The sequence below is a fragment of the Enterococcus avium genome (genome assembly GCF_002891025.1).
Lineage (GTDB): Bacteria > Bacillota > Bacilli > Lactobacillales > Enterococcaceae > Enterococcus_A > Enterococcus_A avium.
This window is the reverse complement of sequence record NZ_NBSL01000003.1, coordinates 769,054-788,482: the sequence shown is the minus strand read 5'-3', so window position 1 is coordinate 788,482 and position 19,429 is coordinate 769,054. Positions and strand designations below refer to the sequence as shown.

The window sequence follows — 19,429 nt, the reverse complement described above, 5'->3', positions numbered from 1 at the left end:
TAGAATTCGTCCCCCTAATAATGCAGCATGATTTTACGCTTTATGTAAAAAAAAGACTGCAAGCAATTGTGCTTCACAGTCTGATTTCTTATGATAAAGAGTTCGTTAACACTTCCACCGGTGTAGCAGTTTCTTTCAATACGGCATTTAATTCTTCAATATTTTTACGCCCTTGCGTATTCATCCACTCCATTGCTGCTTCTTTTCCGTCAACGATATAGCTTTCTACACCATCTGCCCAAGTCGCACGGCCGCAAAGTACACCATTGAAGGTTGAGCCAGCATTTTTCGCGAAGCGCAGTGTTTCTTGGAACAACTCTGCTTTTACACCGGCGCTTAGGAAAATAAATGGCAGGTTAGTGGCTTCAGCCTGTTCCTTGAAGAAGTTAGCCGCTTGTGCCTTTGTGTACACGGCTTCGCCCGTCGCATAGCCTTCTACATAATTCATATTGACGGGTACTTCCACCTTTAACACATCTACACCATAACGTGGATCAGAAAATTCCTTCATCATATCGTTGACTTTATGAGGTTTCTTAATGGCGTATTCTTTCGAAGTCGCATCAGAGATGTTCGCGTCATAAGAAACAAGCTCCAAGAAGAAGGGTAAGTTTTCAGCCTGACATTCTGAGCCGATTCGTTCAATAAAAGCATGTTTTTGATTGTTGATTTCTTCTGCTTCATCGACATCATAGTAAAGTAAGAACTTACAAGCATCGGCGCCTGCTTCTTTTAAACGTTTAACTGACCAGATCGATAATAAATCTGGTAAACGGCCGGGAGTTGACGCATCGTAACCAGTTTTTTCATAAGCTAACAGCAAGCCGGCATTTTTTGCTCTAACGTCAGCTGCTGGCAAGCCATATTCGGGATCTAATAAAATCGATGAGGCATATTTCGTTAATTGTGAAGAAACAATTTCTTTAAATTCAACGATTTCTGATTCTTCTGCTTCGCTGCCCTTGAATTTTGTGATCATCTTCTTCAAAGCCCCGCGTTGATCAATTGCTAAGGCCCCAATCACTCCATCTTCATTGCATAGTTGCTTGATATATTGACGTTTTTCTTCGTTCATTTCCATATCCTCCTACACTTTCTCCACTAAGATTTGATCATATAGTTTTTGATAATTGGCTAATTGGACATAGCCAGTCGTCGCTTCCTGAGCATTCAGCATTCCTAAAACATTGCCCTGTTTTAACACGGCTTCATCCGAAAGACCTTGTTGAATCGCAGCAGTCAATCCGGCAACCGTCGCATCACCAGAGCCAACTGGATTGACTACATCAATCTTTGGAATTGTCACGCGATAAAAAGTCTCGTGATGTTTGGCAAAGGCTCCGTCGCCCCCCATTGAAACCACTATCCATTCAATTTCATCAAACATCGAATCTGACAAGGCGGCTTTTAAATCTGATAATTCTGTTGAGATTTCTCGTCCTAGCAGACCAGCCAGCTCTTCGGTATTGGGTTTTATTAGCTTAGGCTTTACACTGCCTCGCAACACTTCCCTTAATGCTGTCCCTGAACAATCTAAAACGACAGGCTTTGGCTGACAAACTTGCAGCATTTGTCGATAAAAATCAGCAGACAATCCTTCTGGCAAGCTTCCTGAAAAAGAAATGATTTCGGCTTTAACAGCTAATTTTTCGAAATGTTGCAAGAACGCCCTTGCTTCTTGTTCAGTAATAACAGGTCCGTTTTCTAGGATTTCCGTCTGTTTTCCGTCATGTAAAACAGCGATGCAATTACGTGTCTCTCCGCTGATAGGTAAAAAGTCATGAGCAATCTCATTTTGAGTCAGGTCCTTTTTAATCTCTTCACCTAAAAAACCGCCGATTAAACCACTAGCAATCACCTCCGTATCTAATTGCTTCAAGATACGTGTCACATTTAGACCCTTACCGCCAGCTGTTTTGCGAACATTTCTTACTCGATTGACTGTGTCGAGCTTGAAGGTTTCTAATGGATAAGAAATATCAATCGAGGGATTCATCGTTATTGTTAAAATCATTTGTCCACCCGCTTAATCGTGGTATTCGCCACGATCCCATTTCTCGATAAATTCATCGAAGAAATGCGGATCAGACTGCTTGTCACTGGCTTTTTCGACGTGATCGATTTTGGCGATCAATTTTTTGTTTTCTTCAGTTTCTTGATAATCGGCATTGATGAAGGCCTCTAATATGTCACAGATCAAAAATTCTCCCGTAATCCGAGCGCCAAAGCCGATCACATTGGCATTTAGTTGTTCCTTCGCATAGATAGCAGTCGTCATATCGCGAACCAGCGCACTGCGGATACCAGGTACTTTATTGACAGCGTTGTTAATCCCAACACCTGTTCCACACAAACAAACTCCTAGATCTGCTTCTCCGCTAGTCACGGCCTCTCCGACTTTTTTTCCGTAGATCGGATAATGGGTTCTGGTAAAGTCATAGGTCCCCATATCCAACACTTCATGTCCTTTTGATTTTAAGAAATCTGATACTGCCATTTTTGTATCTGTGACGATGTGGTCACAGCCAATTGCGATTTTCATTTCATTCATCCTTCCTAATTACGCCATTTTATTTAACATGTCGACACGTACTTGATGACGACCGCCATCATAATTTGCTTGTAGAAATTCCTTAACAATATTCAATGCCAACTCATCGCCAACAATTTTTGATCCAAGTGTGATCATCCGGGAATTATTATGTTCACGGGTCATATACGCACTGCGTTCATCCGAAACTTCTGCCGCTACCATTCCTTTAACCTTTGTTGCCGTGATAAAACTGCCAGCACCGTAGCCATCAACCGCGATTCCTAAACTACCTTCGTTTTCATTCAAATCATTTGCGATCGCCAAAGTTGATTCCACAAAATCTTCTGAAGCCGTTTCACTCTTATCTACTACTGTTATACCTTTCTTGATCAATTTTTTCTTGATTAATTCCTTTAATTCCATGCCATCACTGTCTGAACCAATTACTACACGCATTTTTGTTTCCTCCTATTTTTTACTGAATGATTTTAGTGAATTGCTGATAATAACTCTTCAGCTCGGCTGAAAGAGTAGAATCCGTAAATAATTTGTCGATCTTGCGCAAATCATAGAAATTATAAAAATCGCTATGGTCGAATTTGTTTGCATCTGAAACCAAACATTTTTCTGCCGCATTATCTAAAACAATTTTTTGCAAGGTACCTTCTTCAATACTGAAATTCGAAACCTCCGAACCCTTCAATCCATTCACTCCGACAAAAGCCTTCTTAATACCGATTTTTTGAACAGCTTCATTGGCAATTGAACCGACAAAGGCGCCAGTCTTTTCCCGATAAAGCCCACCGATCAAATACAATTCAAATCTTTTTATTTCACTTAATAGATTGAAAACCGGCAGACTATTGGTAACGATTCGGAGAGATGACGGCTTGATGTATCGTGTCATTAATTCGATCGTTGTACCCGATCCAAGAAAAATCGTGTCGTCTTCTTGATTGATATGAGCCGCCGCATTTTTAGCGATGTATTCCTTCTCTTTTGTATGCAGCTTCTTTTTTTCAGTATGAGAAAGCTCATTTGCTTCTATAGAAGTCGACATTTCTAGATAATCGATTTTTTGTGCACCGCCATGAACGCGTAAAAGCTTTTTCTTCTGCGCGAGTTCCTCTAGATCTCGGCGGATCGTCATATCTGAAACATTCAGTACTTCCTGAATAAATTTGACTGTGATCGTCCCATAGCGATCACACATCGTTAAGATCGAACGCTGTCGTTCTGTTTTCAGCATATCCCGTACCTCCACGACCCTATAATAAAACATATACAAACATTTTTCAACACATATTGTTTGTTTATTTTCGTTTATGTGTTGACAATGATTTTGTAAGCGATTATACTCAACTTGTAAACAGATAAATAAACATAAACGAACTAATAAAGGAGCTGTTTTGTGTGAATGAATTCTTTTTCAAAGACACTGTCTATGTTTCTGACAAGCAATCGCAGGAAGAAGTGTTCGAGGAAGTCTATCAAGATCTGTTAAAGAAAGAATTGGTAACCGAAGATTTTTTGGAGAACCTTTTAGAACGGGAGCGTAATTATCCGACGGGATTAGATCTCTCACCTGTCTCTAAAATATTGCCAGATATCGCTATCCCTCATACCGAAAGTGAGTTTGTGCGAACCACCCGTATCATTCCAATCAAAGTAAAAAATGAAATCCCTTTCTACAACATGATCTCGCCAAGCGATCAGATTTCCGCTTCATTTCTTTTCATGATCTTGAACGAAAATGGTGAAGCACAGGCTGGCATGTTGGCTAATATCATGGATTTCATTAATTCTGTTGACAAAGAAAAACTGTGTTCGTTTTTCAAATTAGAGGACACAGAAGCGATTTATCATTTTTTAGAAGAACATTTTTATATAGAAGTCTCTGCCTAACCGCAGGATAAAAAATAAACTTATTTTAAGGGGAGAATTATTATGATCAAAATTTTAGCAGCATGTGGAGCAGGAGTTAATTCAAGCCATCAAATCAAAAGCGCTTTAGAAACTGAATTGAAAAATCGTGGCTATCAAGTCACCTGTGACGCCGTTATGATCAAAGATATCAATGAAGAAATGCTGTCTCATTATGACATTTTCGCACAAATTGCCAACACCGACTTGGGTTTTGACATTAACATCCCTGTCGTTGATGCAGGTGCTATTCTTTATCGTATTCCTGCTATGGCTGAGCCTGTTTACCAAAGTATGGAAAGCGCAATCCAATTATTAAACAAATAGGACTAAAGAAAGGAAAAGCATATGAATACAATTATTGATATTGCCAATAAAGTATTTACCCCCCTAATTAATTTAGGGGCGGCACCGTTAATGACCATCGTATTAACTGTTATTGCCTTATTTTTTAAAGTAAAACCGTCACGCGCTCTTGAAGGCGGGATCAAATTAGGGATCGCCCTGACTGGGATCGGAGCTATTATTGGAATTTTAACTACTGCTTTTTCAGACGCTATGACAGCTTTTGTTGAACGCACAGGTATTTCATTAAACATTACAGATGTCGGTTGGGCCCCACTAGCAACCATCACCTGGGGTTCGCCATACACCCTTTACTTTTTACTAATTATGGTGATCGTCAATATTATCATGTTAGCAATGAAAAAAACCAACACATTAGATGTGGATATTTTCGATATTTGGCATTTAGCAATTGTTGGTTTGTTCGCGATCTTCTGCGGTGCTAATCTGTTTATTGCTTCTGCATTAGTTATTTTCATTGGTGTATTAAAAATTTGGAACTCCGACTTAATGAAACCAACCTTCAATGACTTGTTAAATGCACCAGACAGCAACCCGATGACCACGACTCATATGAACTACATGATGAATCCGATCATTATGGTTTTCGATAAAATTTTCGACAAAGTCTTCCCTTGGTTGGATAAATATGATTTCGATGCTGCCAAATTGAATAGTAAAATTGGCTTCTGGGGATCAAAATTCGCGATTGGAATTTATTTGGGGATTTTTGTTGGATTACTAGCAGGACAAACACCAACGCAAATTTTCTCGCTAGCCTTTACTGCTGCCGTCTGTTTGGAATTGTTCTCTTTGATCGGCGCTTGGTTCATCGCAGCCGTAGAACCGTTATCACAAGGGATTACCGATTTTGCCAATAAACGACTAAAAGGACGTACCATCAACATAGGTTTAGACTGGCCTTTCTTAGCAGGCCGCGCTGAAATCTGGGCTGCCGCCAACGTGTTAGCACCAATCATGTTGCTAGAAGCCATCATCTTACCAGGAAATAAATTATTGCCACTAGGCGGAATCATCGCAATGGGTGTTACCCCAGCACTATTGGTCGTAACTCGTGGAAAATTAATCCGTATGATCGTAATCGGCGCGATCGAATTACCATTATTCTTATGGTCAGGTACCTTGATTGCACCATTCGTTACTCAAACAGCTAAAGCAGTCGGAGCCTTTCCAGCCGGCTTGAGCGGGTCCGCCATGATCTCTCATACAACGATGGAAGGCCCGATTGAAAAATTCCTAGGTTATTTAGTCGGTAATGCTTCTCAAGGACAAATCGAATTTGTGATATACGCTGCCTTAGCATTAGGTGCATACCTTTTAATCTTCATTTGGTACGCTCATCAAATGAAAAAACGCAACGCTGCATACGCAGCTGAAAAAGAAGAGAAGACCTCTCCGGCAACGGCGCATAATATGACTTATGCAGCCGAAGCTAAATAAGCTAAAAACACCCCGAATGTCTTTAGACTTCGGGGTATTATTTTACCTATAAAAAATAAATAGATGTAAAATCCATTTCAAAAAGCATAGCCCATCTCTTGCCACACCCAATAAAGAAATTATCAACGTTTATGCTTTTTTTAACTCCTTTAAGCTTGCCTTTGTTGGTATTCCTCAACGATTCTTTTTGTGTTCTTGTTTGTTTTGTGCTTTTTGACTTTTTGTTGTTTAATTGCGAATTCCTTGACTTCTTTTTTCCTGAATCGCTTCGCATCCCGCGGTTATGCGTGCGATTTCATCATTGCTTTTTCTGATCTAACTCGTTTCATGTCAAAGAGCTTCAGCTGACTTAGTGCCCATGGTTGTTTTGATATCCCTTTTCCTCCTTAATAAAGCGGTGATTGATACTGATATTTTTCCCTTCTCATAAACATAATACCCCAAAAAAATCGACTATCTTATTTCAAATGGTGTATTCAAGTATTCGGAGGAATTAGTAATGATGCACCCTAAAAATAACATAATCCGCTTAAAATCAAGGCTACAAAAAAACTACCAAGTTCTAATTATCTAGAGTTTGGCAGTTTCTCATTTACACAACATATTTTTCTTCTTTTTCGATTTTTTCATAGTGCTTTTGTTCATCATCATCCGTTATAACTACGGTTACATCATTCAGATTATAATATACTGAAAAATCTCTTTTCCCAATTTTCGAATGATCAATCAATAAAAAGCGTTCAACAGAATTATTCAGAGCGATCTGTTGAGTTTGGCCCTCTTCAAAAGTCGAAGTCATAATTTTCTGTTCATTTAAAGCATTACAGCTGAAAAATGCTTTATGAAAATTCATATCCTGTAGCGATTTATTCGTGATTTCACCAACAAAGCATTGAGTTGTTTCCCGCATCTCGCCACCTAATAGATAGATTTTTCGATTCCCTTTTCGCTTATTTAATTCTTCAAAAACAGGCAAACAGTTTGTAACAATCCGCAGTGAATCCCCTTGAATGATTTTTGACATGAGCTCGATTGTAGTTCCTGGTCCAAGAAATATCGTATCACCATCATTGATCATTTCATTCGCCTTTTCCACAATCCGCTGCTTTTCTTCTTGCAGCATAATCTGTTTTTCTCTATGAGAAAGCTCCACATGCCGATAAAAATCCTTCAATTTCGCTCCGCCATGGACGCGTTCTAATAATCCTTGTTTCTCCATTTCGTCCAAATCACGTCGGACTGTCATATCCGAAACCGAAAACTTCTCCATAATATCGCTGACTCGTACTGTACCGTTAACCTCTAATAACGACATGATCGCTTGGAATCGATCCGTTTTTAACATTTCATCGCCTCTTTTCTTTTTAAGACTATCAAATTCTTAAGAAAAGTGCTAGAACAAGTTTTCTTAAGAAGCCTTCTGCATGAAGGAAAGCAAAATTTTTCAGAATTTGCAAGCTGCTATTCTAAAAAAATAAAACCGAACGAGCATGACTATCATAGTGACAGCCTTGTTCATTCGACTTTTATCTTTAATAAATCATTTTATTTAATCTGAAGTTATTGTGCAAGTTCAAAAACAAAGTAGTTAATGTCTCCTCGATATTTCGAAATCGAATACTCAACGGGCAGACGTTCTAGCGAAAAACCCTGTGTATGGAAATAGAACATTGGATCTCCTTCTTCCACATCTAACAAATCGCTGATCGTATCATCCGCTTTGATTACTTCTAGTTTTCTGGTGACCGTTTTAATTGGATAACCCATTTCTTCAAAAACTTGATACATTTTTTCTTTTGTAAAATCAACCTTTTGAAACTTTGGAAACAATTCATAAGGAATATAGCTAGTAACTAGTACGACTGGTTTCTCTTCCGCGTACCGTAAACGCGTTAATTTATAGACCAAGTCTCCTTGCTCTAATTCTAAGTTTTCAGCTACTTCTTCACTAGCAGCAACTTGTTGAAAATTCAAAACTTTTGTTTTTGGAATGATTCCTTTTCGGCTCATTTCCGAATCAAAACTCTCGATCACATGTGTAAATTCTTGCTGAATCTTAGTTTTTTTTACAATCGTTCCTCTTTTTTTACGCTTCTCCAAATATCCTTCATTTACCAGCGCCTGAACCGCCTGACGAACTGTAGGCCGACTAACCTTGTACTGTTCCGCCAACTCCATTTCAGTAGGAATTAATTGATTTTCCACATATTCTCCATTTTGAATTTTTTCCAATAAGTCCATTCGAATTTTTTTGTGCAAAGGGATATTCATAAGCTACCTACTCCTTGATTAATTGTATCCATTATAACATAGTTATATTCTCCAATATTTTATTGGTGTAGCTAAGACAGCTTCAACCGTTTCTGGCAATTCAAACATTTCATCTTTTAATAAAACAATACTTTGTCCGACATTGCAAGTACTGCCAGCAATAACAATCGTTCCAGCAATTATTGTAAGTATACTTGCTATGGAAGAATTATTTTCTACTATTTGCTTTCCTTTCAGATGCTGAATCGTAAATTCCCTTTGACAAACTGAGTCTCCCAATGCAAACGAACACCTTTCTACCTCATTTTCTGGTTGAAGTGTTTCGATGGCCTTTTCAACATGTAGTTCCCTTTTCTGTCCTCGCATATCTGTACGATCATAATCATAAAAACGATAAGTGATATCTGTTGCTTGTTGAATTTCATAGACCAATGATCCCTTTGTTAACGCGTGAATCGTTCCAGACGGGATATAAATCACATCATGTTCTGCAACTGGATATTTTTTCAAAATTTTCGTGTATTCATTCTCCTTGGCTGCTGCTAAAATAGCTGATTTTCTAGGGTCTTGCTGTTCAGCATAAATCCAGCCTGTTTCCGGCGGATCAATAAAATACCAGGCTTCACTTTTTCCATAAGGCAGATTCTCAACGGACTGCGCGTATTCATCAGTAGGATGTACCTGAATACTAAGATTCTCATCGCAGGCTGTAAATGAGATAATCAAAGGATAAACCTCACCCGCCTCCAAACCAAATTTTTGAGGATTTTCTGCAACCATTTCTCCAAATGTTTTCTCTTCATTTACTACGTTACAATCAATATCAGCAATCCCACTTGCTGAATAAACGGACCCAATTTTCTCAATCTTATGGTCACCATGATATTCGTGCAATCTAGCTGTGCCCCAAATTCGTTCTCGTGAGGTTGGTTCTAAAATGTACATTTTTCATTCTCCTTTATTTCATTATTCTCTAATAAAGAAGACGTGCTTCATTCGAAACACGTCCACTTCCTTAAAATACTCCGATAACTACACCAATTGCTGAAATAACCGTCAAAACGAGTATGACTTTTGTAGCCGTCATTTGTTTTGAAGTCAATAAATACCAAGCCAGTAAGACCATCATCAAAGGAAGAACATTAGGAAAAATTCCATCTAATACTGTCTGTAGCTTTTGTACCTCATCTCCCATAGGAATTTTAATCGCTGTCGTTAGTGCAATATTAGAAGCAGCCAAGCCACCAACCACCATGATCCCTAAAATATTGAATGCATCAGTGATTCGTTTCGCATTTTCTCCTATTATGACGTCAATCGCATTTACACCTAGCCGATAACCGTTCATAAAGCATAAATATGAAATGAGCGGACCGATAATCCCGTAGCTTATAATATAAAATATCGGACCTAAAGCATTGCCACCTGCTGCTAACCCCATACCAATTGACAGTAAGATTGGTACAATGATTCCTTGAATAATTGAATCCCCTATTCCCGCCAATGGTCCCATTAAGGTCGTTTTAATATTTACGGGCATCTCTTCAGGCACATCTCCACCAATAGCGATTTCTTCTTCTAATGAAGCAACGATACCATTAATCAATTGACCCGTCTGAGGTTCAGTATTATAAAACATCGAATGTCTTAATAATAACCTTCTTTTAGCTTCTTCATCATTTTTATAATACTTTTCAGCAAACGGCAGATAGGAATAGGCCCATGCATGAGCCTGTAGTTTTTCATAGCTCATGGAAGATAAGTGAGTAAAGCCCCAACGTTTCCAAATCTGACGTAATTCTTTTTTCGTTAATCGATTTTCCATCCGTTTTTTCCCTCCTTAGAACAAATCGTCATCTTCATAAGCTGCTTCATTCTGCTCAATTGGCACATTATTTGCGGGAACAAGCTTACTATCTCCATTGCTTTTTCCTGTACTAAGGTAAACAACGTAGGCAACCATTGCTGCCAGAAATACTAAAGCAATCATGTTTAATTTGGCGAAAGCCATCAAAACAAAACCTGCGAAAAAGAAAACCAAATGAACCTTTTCTTTGATTACAATTCCCATCAGCATCGCAATCCCTAAAGCAGGCAAAACACCGCCTAGCACCGAAATAGTATCAGTTACAACCTGCGGAACATTGTTTAATAGCCAATCCACTAAGCCACGTCCAAAGAAAATTGCTGCAAAAATCGGAACTGCTCGAAGTAAGAACGTCGTAATTTGAGGATAAACCACATGATTCAGCAAAATGCCGCGATCATCAATATTTTCAGCCGCACTCTGTGCTCGCGTATTCCAAAATGAATATAGAGCCATTCGTGTATTGTAAAATATGAGTCCAAAGGTCTGACCTATTAAAATCGCCAGAGTAACTGCAACCGCTGGTTCCCTTGTAGTAGCTAAGGCTAAACCAATACCGCCATAGGCTGCATAAGTGATTTCACTATTGGTTGCACCACCAGTTGATAAGTTTGCAATAAACACAGCTTGAACAGCTAGTCCGCATAACACGCCTGCCTTAATATCGCCAAAAGCCATGCCCACTAAAAATCCTGCCACCAGCGGACGACCAACTACATAAAAACCACCACTCATTCCAAATAACCAAGGACTCTCAATTGCACCTAAGTAACAAAAAATTCCAGTTAATAAAGCGGGTAAAAACAAACTGCCATCCATCTTTTTTCCTCCTTTGATTCTTTCATATCTACTAACTCATCAATGAATCATACTTTGCTTTCATAACTTTCCAAGATTTTGGTTCATCATCTGGTAATAGCTGAAATTTAATTTCAATTCCTTGCTGATCCATATAATCGAATGCTTCATAATCTTTTTCGTCAATCGCAACCGTTCTTCCAAGAACTTTCGCTCCTTCGCGAGTGTTCATCGGTCCAACATTCAATAGTTTGCCAAAATCAACTCCCAATCGTACTAACTCAGCAAATGTTTGAGGAGAATTGCTGATTAGAAAGAAATCTTTTGCTGAATCTCTTCCCTTCGGCACACTTTCTATAGCTTGTTCAGTAGTATAAATACCCAATTTTAAATTCCCTGCTGCCGCTTTTAGCACTTTTTTTCGTAAATCATCTTTTGCAATGTCATCTCCTACTACCAAAATTCCTTGAACTGAGCGTGCCTTTGTCCATCGTGTTGTTGTTTGCCCGTGAATTACTCGATCATCAATTCTTGCTAAAGTAATCGTCATAATAAAATCCTCCTAATTAAATATTGAAAATAATTGCTAAATCTTTTTCTTTTGTGATAGCTAAAACTCCAACTCTTCTTCTACGTTTTCTTCCTCTAAAAGTCCCGTTATCCCTTTGCGACCTTGTTCAATCGCTAATTCTTCTAATGCTGCTAACGAACTATTTGATAAACTCAGACCCAACTCAATCACCATTGGCAAGTTCATTCCTGCCACTACTCGTACGCGCTTTTCATTTGATAGGTAATACTTGTATGCCTCGTTATAAGGTGTTCCACCTTTGATATCGGTCAAAATCAACACTTCATCCGAGGCAAACTTCGCTAACTGGTCGGTGAGACGCTCTACAAAATCTTGAATTCCCGCATCAGTCAAACTGACCGCAACCATGTTTTTATTCTCACCTGCAATCATTTGATAACTGTCTAAGATTCCATTACAAAATTCTCCGTGACTCACTATCAATAATTTCAATGATATTTCCTCCTTCGTTTTATGTAATTACCAAATATTTTATGTAATAACTATAATTCCATAAGTAAGCGTTGTCAACTATTTTTTTAACGTTGACAATTCGTTGTTTATGTTTTAACATTCGATATGTAAATACATAAAAAGGAGAGAATACCATGAAAACTTATTCTATTGATCAACTTGCACGCTTTATCGATCATACAAATCTAAAACCAAATGCTACTAAAGAGGCAATTCGTACCTTATGTAAAGAAGCTGAAGACTTTCATTTTAAAATGGTCGCTATTAATCAGGTGCAAGCTAAACTATGCAGCGAACTATTAAAAAATACTGACATTAATATTGGAGCAGCTATCAGCTTTCCATTAGGACAGACAACGATTGAAGCCAAAGTAGCCGAAACAGCAGATGCTATCAACACTGGAGCAACTGAAATTGATTACGTTGTAAATATTACTGAAGTAAAAGAAAAAAATTGGGACTATTTAAAAACTGAAATGGAAAAAATCGTCACTGTTTGCAGACAAAATAGCGTAATCTCAAAGGTTATTTTCGAAAATGCTTATCTTGAAGAGGACGAAAAAATCGCTCTGTGTAAAATTGCCAAAGAAGTAAAACCAGATTTTATCAAAACTTCTACAGGTTTCGCTCCTAGTGGTGCAACTCTCGCAGATGTTAAGTTAATGAAAAAACATGTAGGATCAGAAGTAAAAGTCAAAGCGGCTGGTGGGATTCGAGATGCCGAAACATTTAAGCAAATGATTGCTTGCGGTGCAGAACGCATTGGTACAAGTTCAGGAATTGCTATTATTAATGCGTTAAAAAAAGAAGCCGTCAATGGAACTATTTCGATATAGGAGACACTATGAAAAAAATTGCTATTACAGGAGCTAACGGATACTTAGCATCATTAATCCAAGCTAGCAATGAACACAAGGTTGAATTTGTTCCTGTCACTCGTAGGGATGTGGATTTTTCACAACCTGAAGCAGTCACTCGCTTTTTCGAGAATTTAGAATTTGATGCTGTATTTCATACGGCTGCCCTTTCTCAAACGGCAGACTGTGAAGCGCATCCATTAGTTGCCCATAAGATAAATACGGAGAGCGCCATCAATATCGCAAAAATTTGCCAACAAAAAAAGGCACAATTCATTTTTTTAAGTACTGAGCAGGTTTTCAACAATCGGTCTGACCAAGAACCTTACACAGAGAATACTCCTGTCAACAGTGCATCAGTCTATGGAAAGCAAAAAATAGAAGTTGAAACCTTTCTAATTGAAAATCAAATCAACGCGATAATTCTTCGGCTTTCTTGGATGATGGGACTTTCTTATCCCGGAATTAAAAGTAGCCCGAACCTTATTAAAAATGTAATGAACGCAATGTTGTATCAAAAACCAACAAAATTTACAGTCAATGAAATTCGTGGCATTACCTATGCCAAAAACTTAGCGGAGCAATTTGATAAAATTGTGAATTTGCCAAAAGGTGTTTATCACTTTTCAAGCAAAAATGTGTTCACAACCTATGAAGCAGCCAAACACATTGGTGCAGCATTAGGCTTTGAAAAGGCTGTGATCGAGCAATTTATTTTGCCTGATCATCAGCGTTACACAGATCGCTTCCGAAATTTACGTTTAGCAACTAATAAAATCCAAGCTCAAGGTATCGAAATTTCTACTTTTGAAGAAGATATCGACAACTGCTTAACTGATTTTGACTGGAAAAAATGAAAATCAGAAAAGATCTTTCGCGAATAGCGAGATATCTTTTCTGATTTTTAATCTTCCCAAAACAAAAAACCTCGAACAGAAAAGGATTTCTCCTTTTCCATTCAAGGAATTTCTCTAATAATTTAATCTCCTCCTGCAAATATCTCTTCACGATTGTAAATCGGATTATGATCCTTTAAATCTTCAATCGTTCCAACCTGTTTGCCTTTTGAATAATAACCATCTAATAGACCTAACGATTGGAAAATCGTTTGTTTATAAGCAATTTCTGCGTTCCACTCAGTTGTATCTAGAATCTGCAGGGCTTTATGGATCGCTTCGATGCCCGTTTCTCCTGGCGCACTGATCAAAACACCGTGGCTGTTTAGCAGCAGCATATTAGGCAGCTCAAGCTTTTCTTTTTCCATGTAGTCAGAGACTAACCCGGCTAGTTCGGGGGAACAATTCGGTTCAAAATCTAATACTGGAACGTAACCGATTTTTTGGGTCGCTTCGGTTAAATTCGGCATATCTAATCCAGCTGTTGCCCAAAACATTGAATTTGGTGCATGAGCATGTAAAACTGCTTTAATTTCTGGGTTTGTATCATACACAGCTTCATGTAAATTGATTTCACGTGTCAGTTTCCCTACACCATCAATTATCTTTCGTGTATGTGGTTCAACGACTAGAATTTGCGCTGGTGATACCTCACCTAAATAAGCTTCCGACATCATTGTCGGAGTCATAATAATGTATTCTTTTCCTGTTTGATCCGTTGTTTTGAATGAAAAATTGCCGCCTGCGACATTCGTATTCTTTCGTTCAAAAATCAATTTCACGATCCGCGCTAAATCCTCGCGCTCTCTTTCAAAAATCATTCGTCCATCTGACATATTCGAGACCACCTTTTTCTATTTTTTGAAAATTCGTCTACTCGTAATAGCTGTTTGAGCTGCATCTCTAACCTGCAAAGCTTCTTCATATCTCTTTTTCCGACGTTCGTCATATTCCTTGAAAAGAATCGGATTGCCATATTTATAAACACAGATTGCTAAACTAATAGCGATAGCGTTAAAGATCAGCTTCTGGGTCATGAAGGCTAGGATAAAACTAACGATCGCCAGAAATAATATAAGCAGCCATTTCGTCTTTTCTTTATTCTCTCTTTTAATCATACCTACCCTCCATTCATAGTCATTACCCTGTGACTTTTACACCGTTGACTTTTTTATCTGTCAATTCTTCATATCTTTGGCTCGGAACTTTTGCTTTGGACATATATTTATACAACCAAACAAACATTGCGACAAAAATAATCGTACCAACGATACCTAAAATATTTCCTTTGAAGGCTTCTGCAAATAAAATTCGAAATTCCGGTCCTTCAATGGAAGACCAGGTAATCTGCTGGCCTTTCTTAATTCCTTCAACCGCGCCAGTTTTGTCCGCTAAACCAGTTAGAATCGGTGTCAAATATGTGGCCGCGTACAGATAAATCGGCATGGAGATTACACCCATAATTAGCATTCTGACTAGGTTTCCTCCAGTTAATAGCAAACCACCCACAGCGATTGAATAATTGATAATGCCGGCCAATGGCAGTACAGCATTCCCCGGCAAGATGATTGCATAGCCAATAAAGACTGGTACTAATAAAATTGCAGTAACCCAAATTTCAGAGCGACCTGCTAGGACCGGCCAATCTAAGCCAATGTATACTTCGCGATCCTTAAAGCGCTTTTTCATCATTTCTGACATAGCATCAGCTAATGGCGAAAGCGACTGCATAAACATTTTTGAGATCATTGGGAATAGGGCCATTGCTGTGGCAATTTGAATGGCTAAGTTCAGTGAACCAGATACGCCATAGGCGGCTGCCAGTCCAAGTCCTAAACCAATGATAAAGCCCATCACAGAATTCTCAGAGAAAACACCGATTTTTTTCTTCAATGCCTTCGTATCTGCTCGTTTATTAAAGAAAGGAATCTTATCCATGATCACATTGATCGGTAACAGCAATACCGCAGAGATGTTCATTAAATGCGTAACCGTCACTAATGGAATTCCTGTCAGGTCTTCAATATGTCGTTGGAACATATCTCCCATCTTCAATTCCAAAATCACTTGAGCAATCGCCGTCGCAAATCCCGCTAACAAGCTCCCGCTGATAAAGTAAACAAGGTAGGCGGTTAATGCCTTGCCCCAAACATTCCACATATCAACGTTTAATGTTTTCGTCCAATTCAAAAGCAACATGACGAAATTCACACCAAGTACCACAGCGAAGAAAACAAACGCATAGGACCAAGACCAAGTAATACTAGCAGCACCTGTCCAGCCTAAATCTAAAGCCGGTAAATTAATCCCGGTATTTTTCGCCAACGCTTCTGAAGCCGGGCTTACCGCATTCGACATAAAGCCGATAACCATTGACATCCCAGTAAAGGCAATCCCTAAAGTGATGGCTGACATAAACGCTTTTTTGAATTTCATTCCTGCGACCAACCCTAAAATCAAGATAATCAATGGAACAAAAATGGCTGAACCCAGTCCTAAGATATAATTAATAATGTCTTGAAATATTTTCACGTTTTCCCCTTCTTTCCTTAATTAATTCTATTGCTACTCGACCAACGCTTTGATATCATCATAAATTTGATCTGCACCCATACCTGTCAAAAATGGAATACCAGGAAAAACCTTCACGCCTAATTCCTCAGCCTTTTCTAAAACCTCGTCATCCGGCTGCGCAACATAGACATAAATTCCGGTAGATGGCAGCTCATTTTGAATGGACTTATAATCTACCGCTTCAACCGGAAAATCAATCCCGTCATCTTCTAATAATCCCGCGATTTTACTAGCGATCGTTTGGCTGGTTGCCACTCCGCTTCCACATGCAACAATTAGTCTTCTTTTCATCATGAATTCCTCCAGCTTCTATAATTTAATGAATTGAAACCTTATCTAAATATTTTTGGTAAACAAATGATAGATTTTTTGTTTATCCTCTTCCTGTATAAATGCTCTGACAAACTCTTCGTTCATAAATAATTCCATAAACGCTTGCAGCAATCCGACCTGTCCTTTGGGATCTTTAATACCAAGAAAGAACAAATTTTTCACCTTCATTAACTGACTATCGCCCATTTGCTTGACCCTTACTTCATTTTTCAATCGCGCAATATAAACAAATGGTTTCTCCACATACTCTGGTTCTGAATGCGGTAAGGCAATATTTAAATGCTGTGTAATCAATCCTGTTGGAAATTTTTTCTCTCTGCTCGTAATTCCCTTTAGATACCCTTCATTAACAAAACCCAGATTCTTTAAATGCTCTGCGACCTGTTCAAATACCTGTTCTTCGTTTTCACCATCAATCTCTAGACCGATCAGCTGCTTGTCGAACATCTTTTTATAGTCCACAAATTTTACGCCCCTTTCAAATACAAAAATTGAAATCATTTGTTAATCTTTGTTAACATATGTTTTACAATGTAAATATACAATGCTTCATTCTGTTTGTCAACGCTTACTTAACATTTAATTTCATTCTAAAACATGTCTTCGCAAATTTCATTTCATATTTTTAACAAACTTTAACACAACTGAACATTTTTCTCTTGCTTTTTCCTTCTTTAAATGCTATTAATTAATGTATAAACATAACCGTATATTTCACGGTTTATTGTAAGAGCTTACTATTAGAGGTGATTTCATGTTAAAAAAAGAGCGTCAGGAAAAAATTTTGGATTTGTTAAATAGAAACGACTACTTATCCATTCCAGAAATATCTTCAAGTTTAGACGTCTCCGATATGACGATTCGAAGAGATATCAATGAGCTTGCCGACAAATCGTTGCTAGTAAAAATTTACGGTGGCGCACAAAAACTTGAAAAAATTGAACAAGAATTGTCCACTCAAGAAAAAATCGATACCAATGTACCAGAAAAGAAATTTATCGGAAAAGTTATGAACAGTATTATTTCTGATAATGACACGATCTATATTGGTGCCGGAACGACCATGCTCCATGCACTGCCAGAAATTAAAAAAGCAAACTTATTCGTGATTACAAATAGTCTGCTAGCATTTAATTATTTGATTTATAATACAGCTTATCGTGTCCTATTAACAGGAGGCGAATTTTCAAGGACAACTGAAGAATTTTATGGAGAAATCGCTGAAAAGAGCTTTGATAATCTAAATATCGATATTGCTTTTGCTGCAACGAATGGTGTCTTTGACAATAACGTCACCACCGCAAATTCTATCGAGGGTTCAATCCAACGAGTGGCCTTTGCCCACTCTCGGAAAAAATGCGTGGTGGCTGACAGCTCCAAGTTTAATCGGTCGGATGTTTATACCTTCTACTCCTTATCGGAAGTCGATTATTTAGTCACCGACAATAAATTGCCGGACACACAGTTTGACTACTACAGCTCCTATACGAAAATCATTAAGGAGGAGCAAGAATGATCCTAACAATTACGCTCAACCCCTCAATGGATTACAACTACCTTGTTTCTTCATTGAATTTGGATCAAGTAAATCGGGTCGAAAATCCCCACACGTCGATTGGCGGAAAAGGTATCAATGCTGGCCGAGTCATCGCACAATCAGGTAAAGAAGTAATTTTGACTGGCATCCTAGGTGGTCCTGTCGGAAAAATGATTTTGGATACCTTAATTGCTGAGGAGCGTTACCATCTTGAATTTTTGACTGTTGAAGGGAATTCACGAAATGCAATCACGATCATGCATGACGGAAACACTCACACTGAGCTAGTAGAAAAAGGTCTCTATCTTTCCAAAGAAAATGAGCAGCTTTTTTTCAGACATATTAGTAATCTCTTAAAAACATACGCAATCGATGTAATTTGTATTTCTGGGTCAGTCAATTCGGACGATGCCAATTTCCACTACCATTTGCTTCACTTTATCCGCTCAATCGTTGGAGAGTCTTTCCCAATCTTGATGGATATCTCTGGTGAACAGTTGGAAAATTGTTTAAAACAGAAAACAGTACGACCAAGCTTTATTAAACCCAACACCCATGAATTGGAGGAACTGATTGGCAGAAAGATTCAGTCAATCAAAGAACTAATTACAATCCTGCACGATCCTATTTTTGACAATGTCGAAACCATTATGATCTCTCAAGGTGAAGATGGAGCACTTGTTAAGCATGGGACTACTATTTATGATATTCAAATTCCCAAGGTTGCTGTCGTGAACACAACAGGCTGTGGCGACTCTACAGTTGGAGGAATGGCTTATGCTATCAGTCAAGGTTATTCCATTGAAGATTCTCTCAGATATGCAATGGCCTGTGGTATTTCTAATTCCTTGTTCGAAACAAATGGAACAATTGACAAAAATCAGGTAGATAAATTTATTGATGACATCCAATTAACGAAAATCAAGGAACTAAGTATCAATCGATAATAGCAGAAAAAGGCACACCGATGTATGATTATAGATCGGTGT

The 19,429-nt window shown here is 38.3% G+C and carries 24 protein-coding genes; 7 read left to right on the top strand and 17 right to left on the bottom strand.

What is annotated here, in order from left to right:
- Positions 1-88: 88 nt before the first annotated feature.
- Genes lacD through AUF14_RS19420 form a run of 5 tightly spaced genes read right to left on the bottom strand, consistent with a single transcriptional unit; the run spans position 89 to position 3,782 of the window.
- On the bottom strand, positions 89-1,075 hold the full coding sequence (gene lacD, locus AUF14_RS19440; RefSeq protein WP_070503568.1) for a tagatose-bisphosphate aldolase: 987 nt from the start codon (positions 1,073-1,075) through the stop codon (positions 89-91).
- A 12-nt stretch (positions 1,076-1,087) separates the two neighbouring features.
- A complete protein-coding gene (gene lacC, locus AUF14_RS19435) occupies positions 1,088-2,014 on the bottom strand; it encodes a tagatose-6-phosphate kinase (RefSeq protein ID WP_070503567.1) in 927 nt (308 codons plus the stop codon).
- Between the two features lie 12 nt (positions 2,015-2,026).
- A complete protein-coding gene (lacB, locus tag AUF14_RS19430) occupies positions 2,027-2,542 on the bottom strand; it encodes a galactose-6-phosphate isomerase subunit LacB (RefSeq protein WP_010731482.1) in 516 nt (171 codons plus the stop codon).
- 18 nt (positions 2,543-2,560) lie between these two features.
- On the bottom strand, positions 2,561-2,989 hold the full coding sequence (gene lacA, locus AUF14_RS19425; RefSeq protein WP_070503563.1) for a galactose-6-phosphate isomerase subunit LacA: 429 nt from the start codon (positions 2,987-2,989) through the stop codon (positions 2,561-2,563).
- A gap of 19 nt (positions 2,990-3,008) precedes the next feature.
- Entirely contained in the window at positions 3,009-3,782 is a 774-nt protein-coding gene (locus tag AUF14_RS19420) for a DeoR/GlpR family DNA-binding transcription regulator (protein ID WP_070503561.1), read from the bottom strand.
- Positions 3,783-3,946: 164 nt separating this feature from the next.
- Between AUF14_RS19420 and AUF14_RS19415 the strand changes: the two genes are divergently transcribed.
- Genes AUF14_RS19415 through AUF14_RS19405 form a run of 3 tightly spaced genes read left to right on the top strand, consistent with a single transcriptional unit; the run spans position 3,947 to position 6,262 of the window.
- Positions 3,947-4,438 (top strand): PTS sugar transporter subunit IIA, encoded by a 492-nt coding sequence (locus AUF14_RS19415; protein ID WP_070503559.1) that lies wholly within the window; start codon positions 3,947-3,949, stop codon positions 4,436-4,438.
- A gap of 42 nt (positions 4,439-4,480) precedes the next feature.
- The gene (locus AUF14_RS19410) at positions 4,481-4,783 is read left to right on the top strand and encodes a PTS sugar transporter subunit IIB (RefSeq protein ID WP_070503558.1); all 303 of its coding nucleotides are present in this window, start codon (positions 4,481-4,483) and stop codon (positions 4,781-4,783) included.
- Between the two features lie 21 nt (positions 4,784-4,804).
- Entirely contained in the window at positions 4,805-6,262 is a 1,458-nt protein-coding gene (locus AUF14_RS19405) for a PTS galactitol transporter subunit IIC (protein ID WP_102866507.1), read from the top strand.
- Between the two features lie 592 nt (positions 6,263-6,854).
- On the opposite strand, the gene AUF14_RS19400 is transcribed toward AUF14_RS19405, so the two are convergent.
- The 7 genes from AUF14_RS19400 to AUF14_RS19370 form a co-directional block, all read right to left on the bottom strand.
- The gene (locus AUF14_RS19400; protein WP_002350442.1) at positions 6,855-7,607 is read right to left on the bottom strand and encodes a DeoR/GlpR family DNA-binding transcription regulator; all 753 of its coding nucleotides are present in this window, start codon (positions 7,605-7,607) and stop codon (positions 6,855-6,857) included.
- A 215-nt stretch (positions 7,608-7,822) separates the two neighbouring features.
- The gene (locus AUF14_RS19395) at positions 7,823-8,533 is read right to left on the bottom strand and encodes a GntR family transcriptional regulator (RefSeq protein ID WP_016178530.1); all 711 of its coding nucleotides are present in this window, start codon (positions 8,531-8,533) and stop codon (positions 7,823-7,825) included.
- Positions 8,534-8,575: 42 nt separating this feature from the next.
- Positions 8,576-9,478 carry a class I mannose-6-phosphate isomerase gene (locus tag AUF14_RS19390; protein WP_070503556.1) on the bottom strand — a complete coding sequence of 301 codons (903 nt, stop codon included), beginning with the start codon at positions 9,476-9,478 and terminating at the stop codon, positions 8,576-8,578.
- Positions 9,479-9,548: 70 nt separating this feature from the next.
- A complete protein-coding gene (locus tag AUF14_RS19385) occupies positions 9,549-10,358 on the bottom strand; it encodes a PTS system mannose/fructose/sorbose family transporter subunit IID (protein ID WP_048718883.1) in 810 nt (269 codons plus the stop codon).
- Between the two features lie 15 nt (positions 10,359-10,373).
- The gene (locus AUF14_RS19380) at positions 10,374-11,219 is read right to left on the bottom strand and encodes a PTS mannose/fructose/sorbose/N-acetylgalactosamine transporter subunit IIC (RefSeq protein WP_048718882.1); all 846 of its coding nucleotides are present in this window, start codon (positions 11,217-11,219) and stop codon (positions 10,374-10,376) included.
- A gap of 31 nt (positions 11,220-11,250) precedes the next feature.
- Entirely contained in the window at positions 11,251-11,748 is a 498-nt protein-coding gene (locus AUF14_RS19375) for a PTS system mannose/fructose/N-acetylgalactosamine-transporter subunit IIB (RefSeq protein ID WP_016178534.1), read from the bottom strand.
- A gap of 60 nt (positions 11,749-11,808) precedes the next feature.
- Positions 11,809-12,222: a PTS sugar transporter subunit IIA gene (locus AUF14_RS19370; RefSeq protein ID WP_070503554.1), complete on the bottom strand. Its 414-nt coding sequence runs from the start codon at positions 12,220-12,222 to the stop codon at positions 11,809-11,811.
- Between the two features lie 155 nt (positions 12,223-12,377).
- On the opposite strand from AUF14_RS19370, the gene deoC reads away from it, so the two are divergent.
- Positions 12,378-13,079: a deoxyribose-phosphate aldolase gene (gene deoC, locus AUF14_RS19365; protein ID WP_070503552.1), complete on the top strand. Its 702-nt coding sequence runs from the start codon at positions 12,378-12,380 to the stop codon at positions 13,077-13,079.
- 8 nt (positions 13,080-13,087) lie between these two features.
- Entirely contained in the window at positions 13,088-13,957 is an 870-nt protein-coding gene (locus tag AUF14_RS19360; RefSeq protein WP_070503550.1) for an SDR family oxidoreductase, read from the top strand.
- Between the two features lie 122 nt (positions 13,958-14,079).
- On the opposite strand, the gene AUF14_RS19355 is transcribed toward AUF14_RS19360, so the two are convergent.
- Genes AUF14_RS19355 through AUF14_RS19335 form a run of 5 tightly spaced genes read right to left on the bottom strand, consistent with a single transcriptional unit; the run spans position 14,080 to position 17,365 of the window.
- Positions 14,080-14,832: a class II aldolase/adducin family protein gene (locus AUF14_RS19355; protein ID WP_016178538.1), complete on the bottom strand. Its 753-nt coding sequence runs from the start codon at positions 14,830-14,832 to the stop codon at positions 14,080-14,082.
- 18 nt (positions 14,833-14,850) lie between these two features.
- On the bottom strand, positions 14,851-15,114 hold the full coding sequence (locus AUF14_RS19350) for a hypothetical protein (RefSeq protein WP_070503548.1): 264 nt from the start codon (positions 15,112-15,114) through the stop codon (positions 14,851-14,853).
- A gap of 22 nt (positions 15,115-15,136) precedes the next feature.
- A complete protein-coding gene (locus tag AUF14_RS19345) occupies positions 15,137-16,528 on the bottom strand; it encodes a PTS galactitol transporter subunit IIC (protein ID WP_034875825.1) in 1,392 nt (463 codons plus the stop codon).
- A gap of 33 nt (positions 16,529-16,561) precedes the next feature.
- The gene (locus tag AUF14_RS19340; protein ID WP_034875821.1) at positions 16,562-16,861 is read right to left on the bottom strand and encodes a PTS sugar transporter subunit IIB; all 300 of its coding nucleotides are present in this window, start codon (positions 16,859-16,861) and stop codon (positions 16,562-16,564) included.
- 45 nt (positions 16,862-16,906) lie between these two features.
- Positions 16,907-17,365, bottom strand: a complete 459-nt coding sequence (locus AUF14_RS19335; RefSeq protein WP_070503547.1) for a PTS sugar transporter subunit IIA — start codon at positions 17,363-17,365, stop codon at positions 16,907-16,909.
- 292 nt (positions 17,366-17,657) lie between these two features.
- Between AUF14_RS19335 and AUF14_RS19330 the strand changes: the two genes are divergently transcribed.
- Together AUF14_RS19330 and AUF14_RS19325 are read left to right on the top strand one after the other, a co-directional pair.
- Complete coding sequence (locus AUF14_RS19330) at positions 17,658-18,419, top strand: DeoR/GlpR family DNA-binding transcription regulator (RefSeq protein ID WP_070503545.1); 762 nt, start codon at positions 17,658-17,660, stop codon at positions 18,417-18,419.
- Positions 18,416-19,387 (top strand): 1-phosphofructokinase family hexose kinase, encoded by a 972-nt coding sequence (locus AUF14_RS19325; RefSeq protein ID WP_070503543.1) that lies wholly within the window; start codon positions 18,416-18,418, stop codon positions 19,385-19,387. The genes AUF14_RS19330 and AUF14_RS19325 overlap by 4 nt, the downstream gene beginning before the upstream one ends.
- The last annotated feature ends 42 nt before the right edge of the window (positions 19,388-19,429 follow it).

Bases quoted from the DNA above. Each gene is read 5' to 3' on its own strand.
- lacD (WP_070503568.1), bottom strand. From the start codon at position 1,075: ATGAACGAAGAAAAACGTCAATATATCAAGCAACTATGCAATGAAGAT.
- lacC (WP_070503567.1), bottom strand. From the start codon at position 2,014: ATGATTTTAACAATAACGATGAATCCCTCGATTGATATTTCTTATCCA.
- lacB (WP_010731482.1), bottom strand. From the start codon at position 2,542: ATGAAAATCGCAATTGGCTGTGACCACATCGTCACAGATACAAAAATG.
- lacA (WP_070503563.1), bottom strand. From the start codon at position 2,989: ATGCGTGTAGTAATTGGTTCAGACAGTGATGGCATGGAATTAAAGGAA.
- AUF14_RS19420 (WP_070503561.1), bottom strand. From the start codon at position 3,782: ATGCTGAAAACAGAACGACAGCGTTCGATCTTAACGATGTGTGATCGC.
- AUF14_RS19410 (WP_070503558.1), top strand. From the start codon at position 4,481: ATGATCAAAATTTTAGCAGCATGTGGAGCAGGAGTTAATTCAAGCCAT.
- AUF14_RS19405 (WP_102866507.1), top strand. From the start codon at position 4,805: ATGAATACAATTATTGATATTGCCAATAAAGTATTTACCCCCCTAATT.
- AUF14_RS19400 (WP_002350442.1), bottom strand. From the start codon at position 7,607: ATGTTAAAAACGGATCGATTCCAAGCGATCATGTCGTTATTAGAGGTT.
- AUF14_RS19395 (WP_016178530.1), bottom strand. From the start codon at position 8,533: ATGAATATCCCTTTGCACAAAAAAATTCGAATGGACTTATTGGAAAAA.
- AUF14_RS19390 (WP_070503556.1), bottom strand. From the start codon at position 9,478: ATGTACATTTTAGAACCAACCTCACGAGAACGAATTTGGGGCACAGCT.
- AUF14_RS19385 (WP_048718883.1), bottom strand. From the start codon at position 10,358: ATGGAAAATCGATTAACGAAAAAAGAATTACGTCAGATTTGGAAACGT.
- AUF14_RS19380 (WP_048718882.1), bottom strand. From the start codon at position 11,219: ATGGATGGCAGTTTGTTTTTACCCGCTTTATTAACTGGAATTTTTTGT.
- AUF14_RS19375 (WP_016178534.1), bottom strand. From the start codon at position 11,748: ATGACGATTACTTTAGCAAGAATTGATGATCGAGTAATTCACGGGCAA.
- deoC (WP_070503552.1), top strand. From the start codon at position 12,378: ATGAAAACTTATTCTATTGATCAACTTGCACGCTTTATCGATCATACA.
- AUF14_RS19360 (WP_070503550.1), top strand. From the start codon at position 13,088: ATGAAAAAAATTGCTATTACAGGAGCTAACGGATACTTAGCATCATTA.
- AUF14_RS19355 (WP_016178538.1), bottom strand. From the start codon at position 14,832: ATGTCAGATGGACGAATGATTTTTGAAAGAGAGCGCGAGGATTTAGCG.
- AUF14_RS19350 (WP_070503548.1), bottom strand. From the start codon at position 15,114: ATGATTAAAAGAGAGAATAAAGAAAAGACGAAATGGCTGCTTATATTA.
- AUF14_RS19340 (WP_034875821.1), bottom strand. From the start codon at position 16,861: ATGAAAAGAAGACTAATTGTTGCATGTGGAAGCGGAGTGGCAACCAGC.
- AUF14_RS19330 (WP_070503545.1), top strand. From the start codon at position 17,658: ATGTTAAAAAAAGAGCGTCAGGAAAAAATTTTGGATTTGTTAAATAGA.
- AUF14_RS19325 (WP_070503543.1), top strand. From the start codon at position 18,416: ATGATCCTAACAATTACGCTCAACCCCTCAATGGATTACAACTACCTT.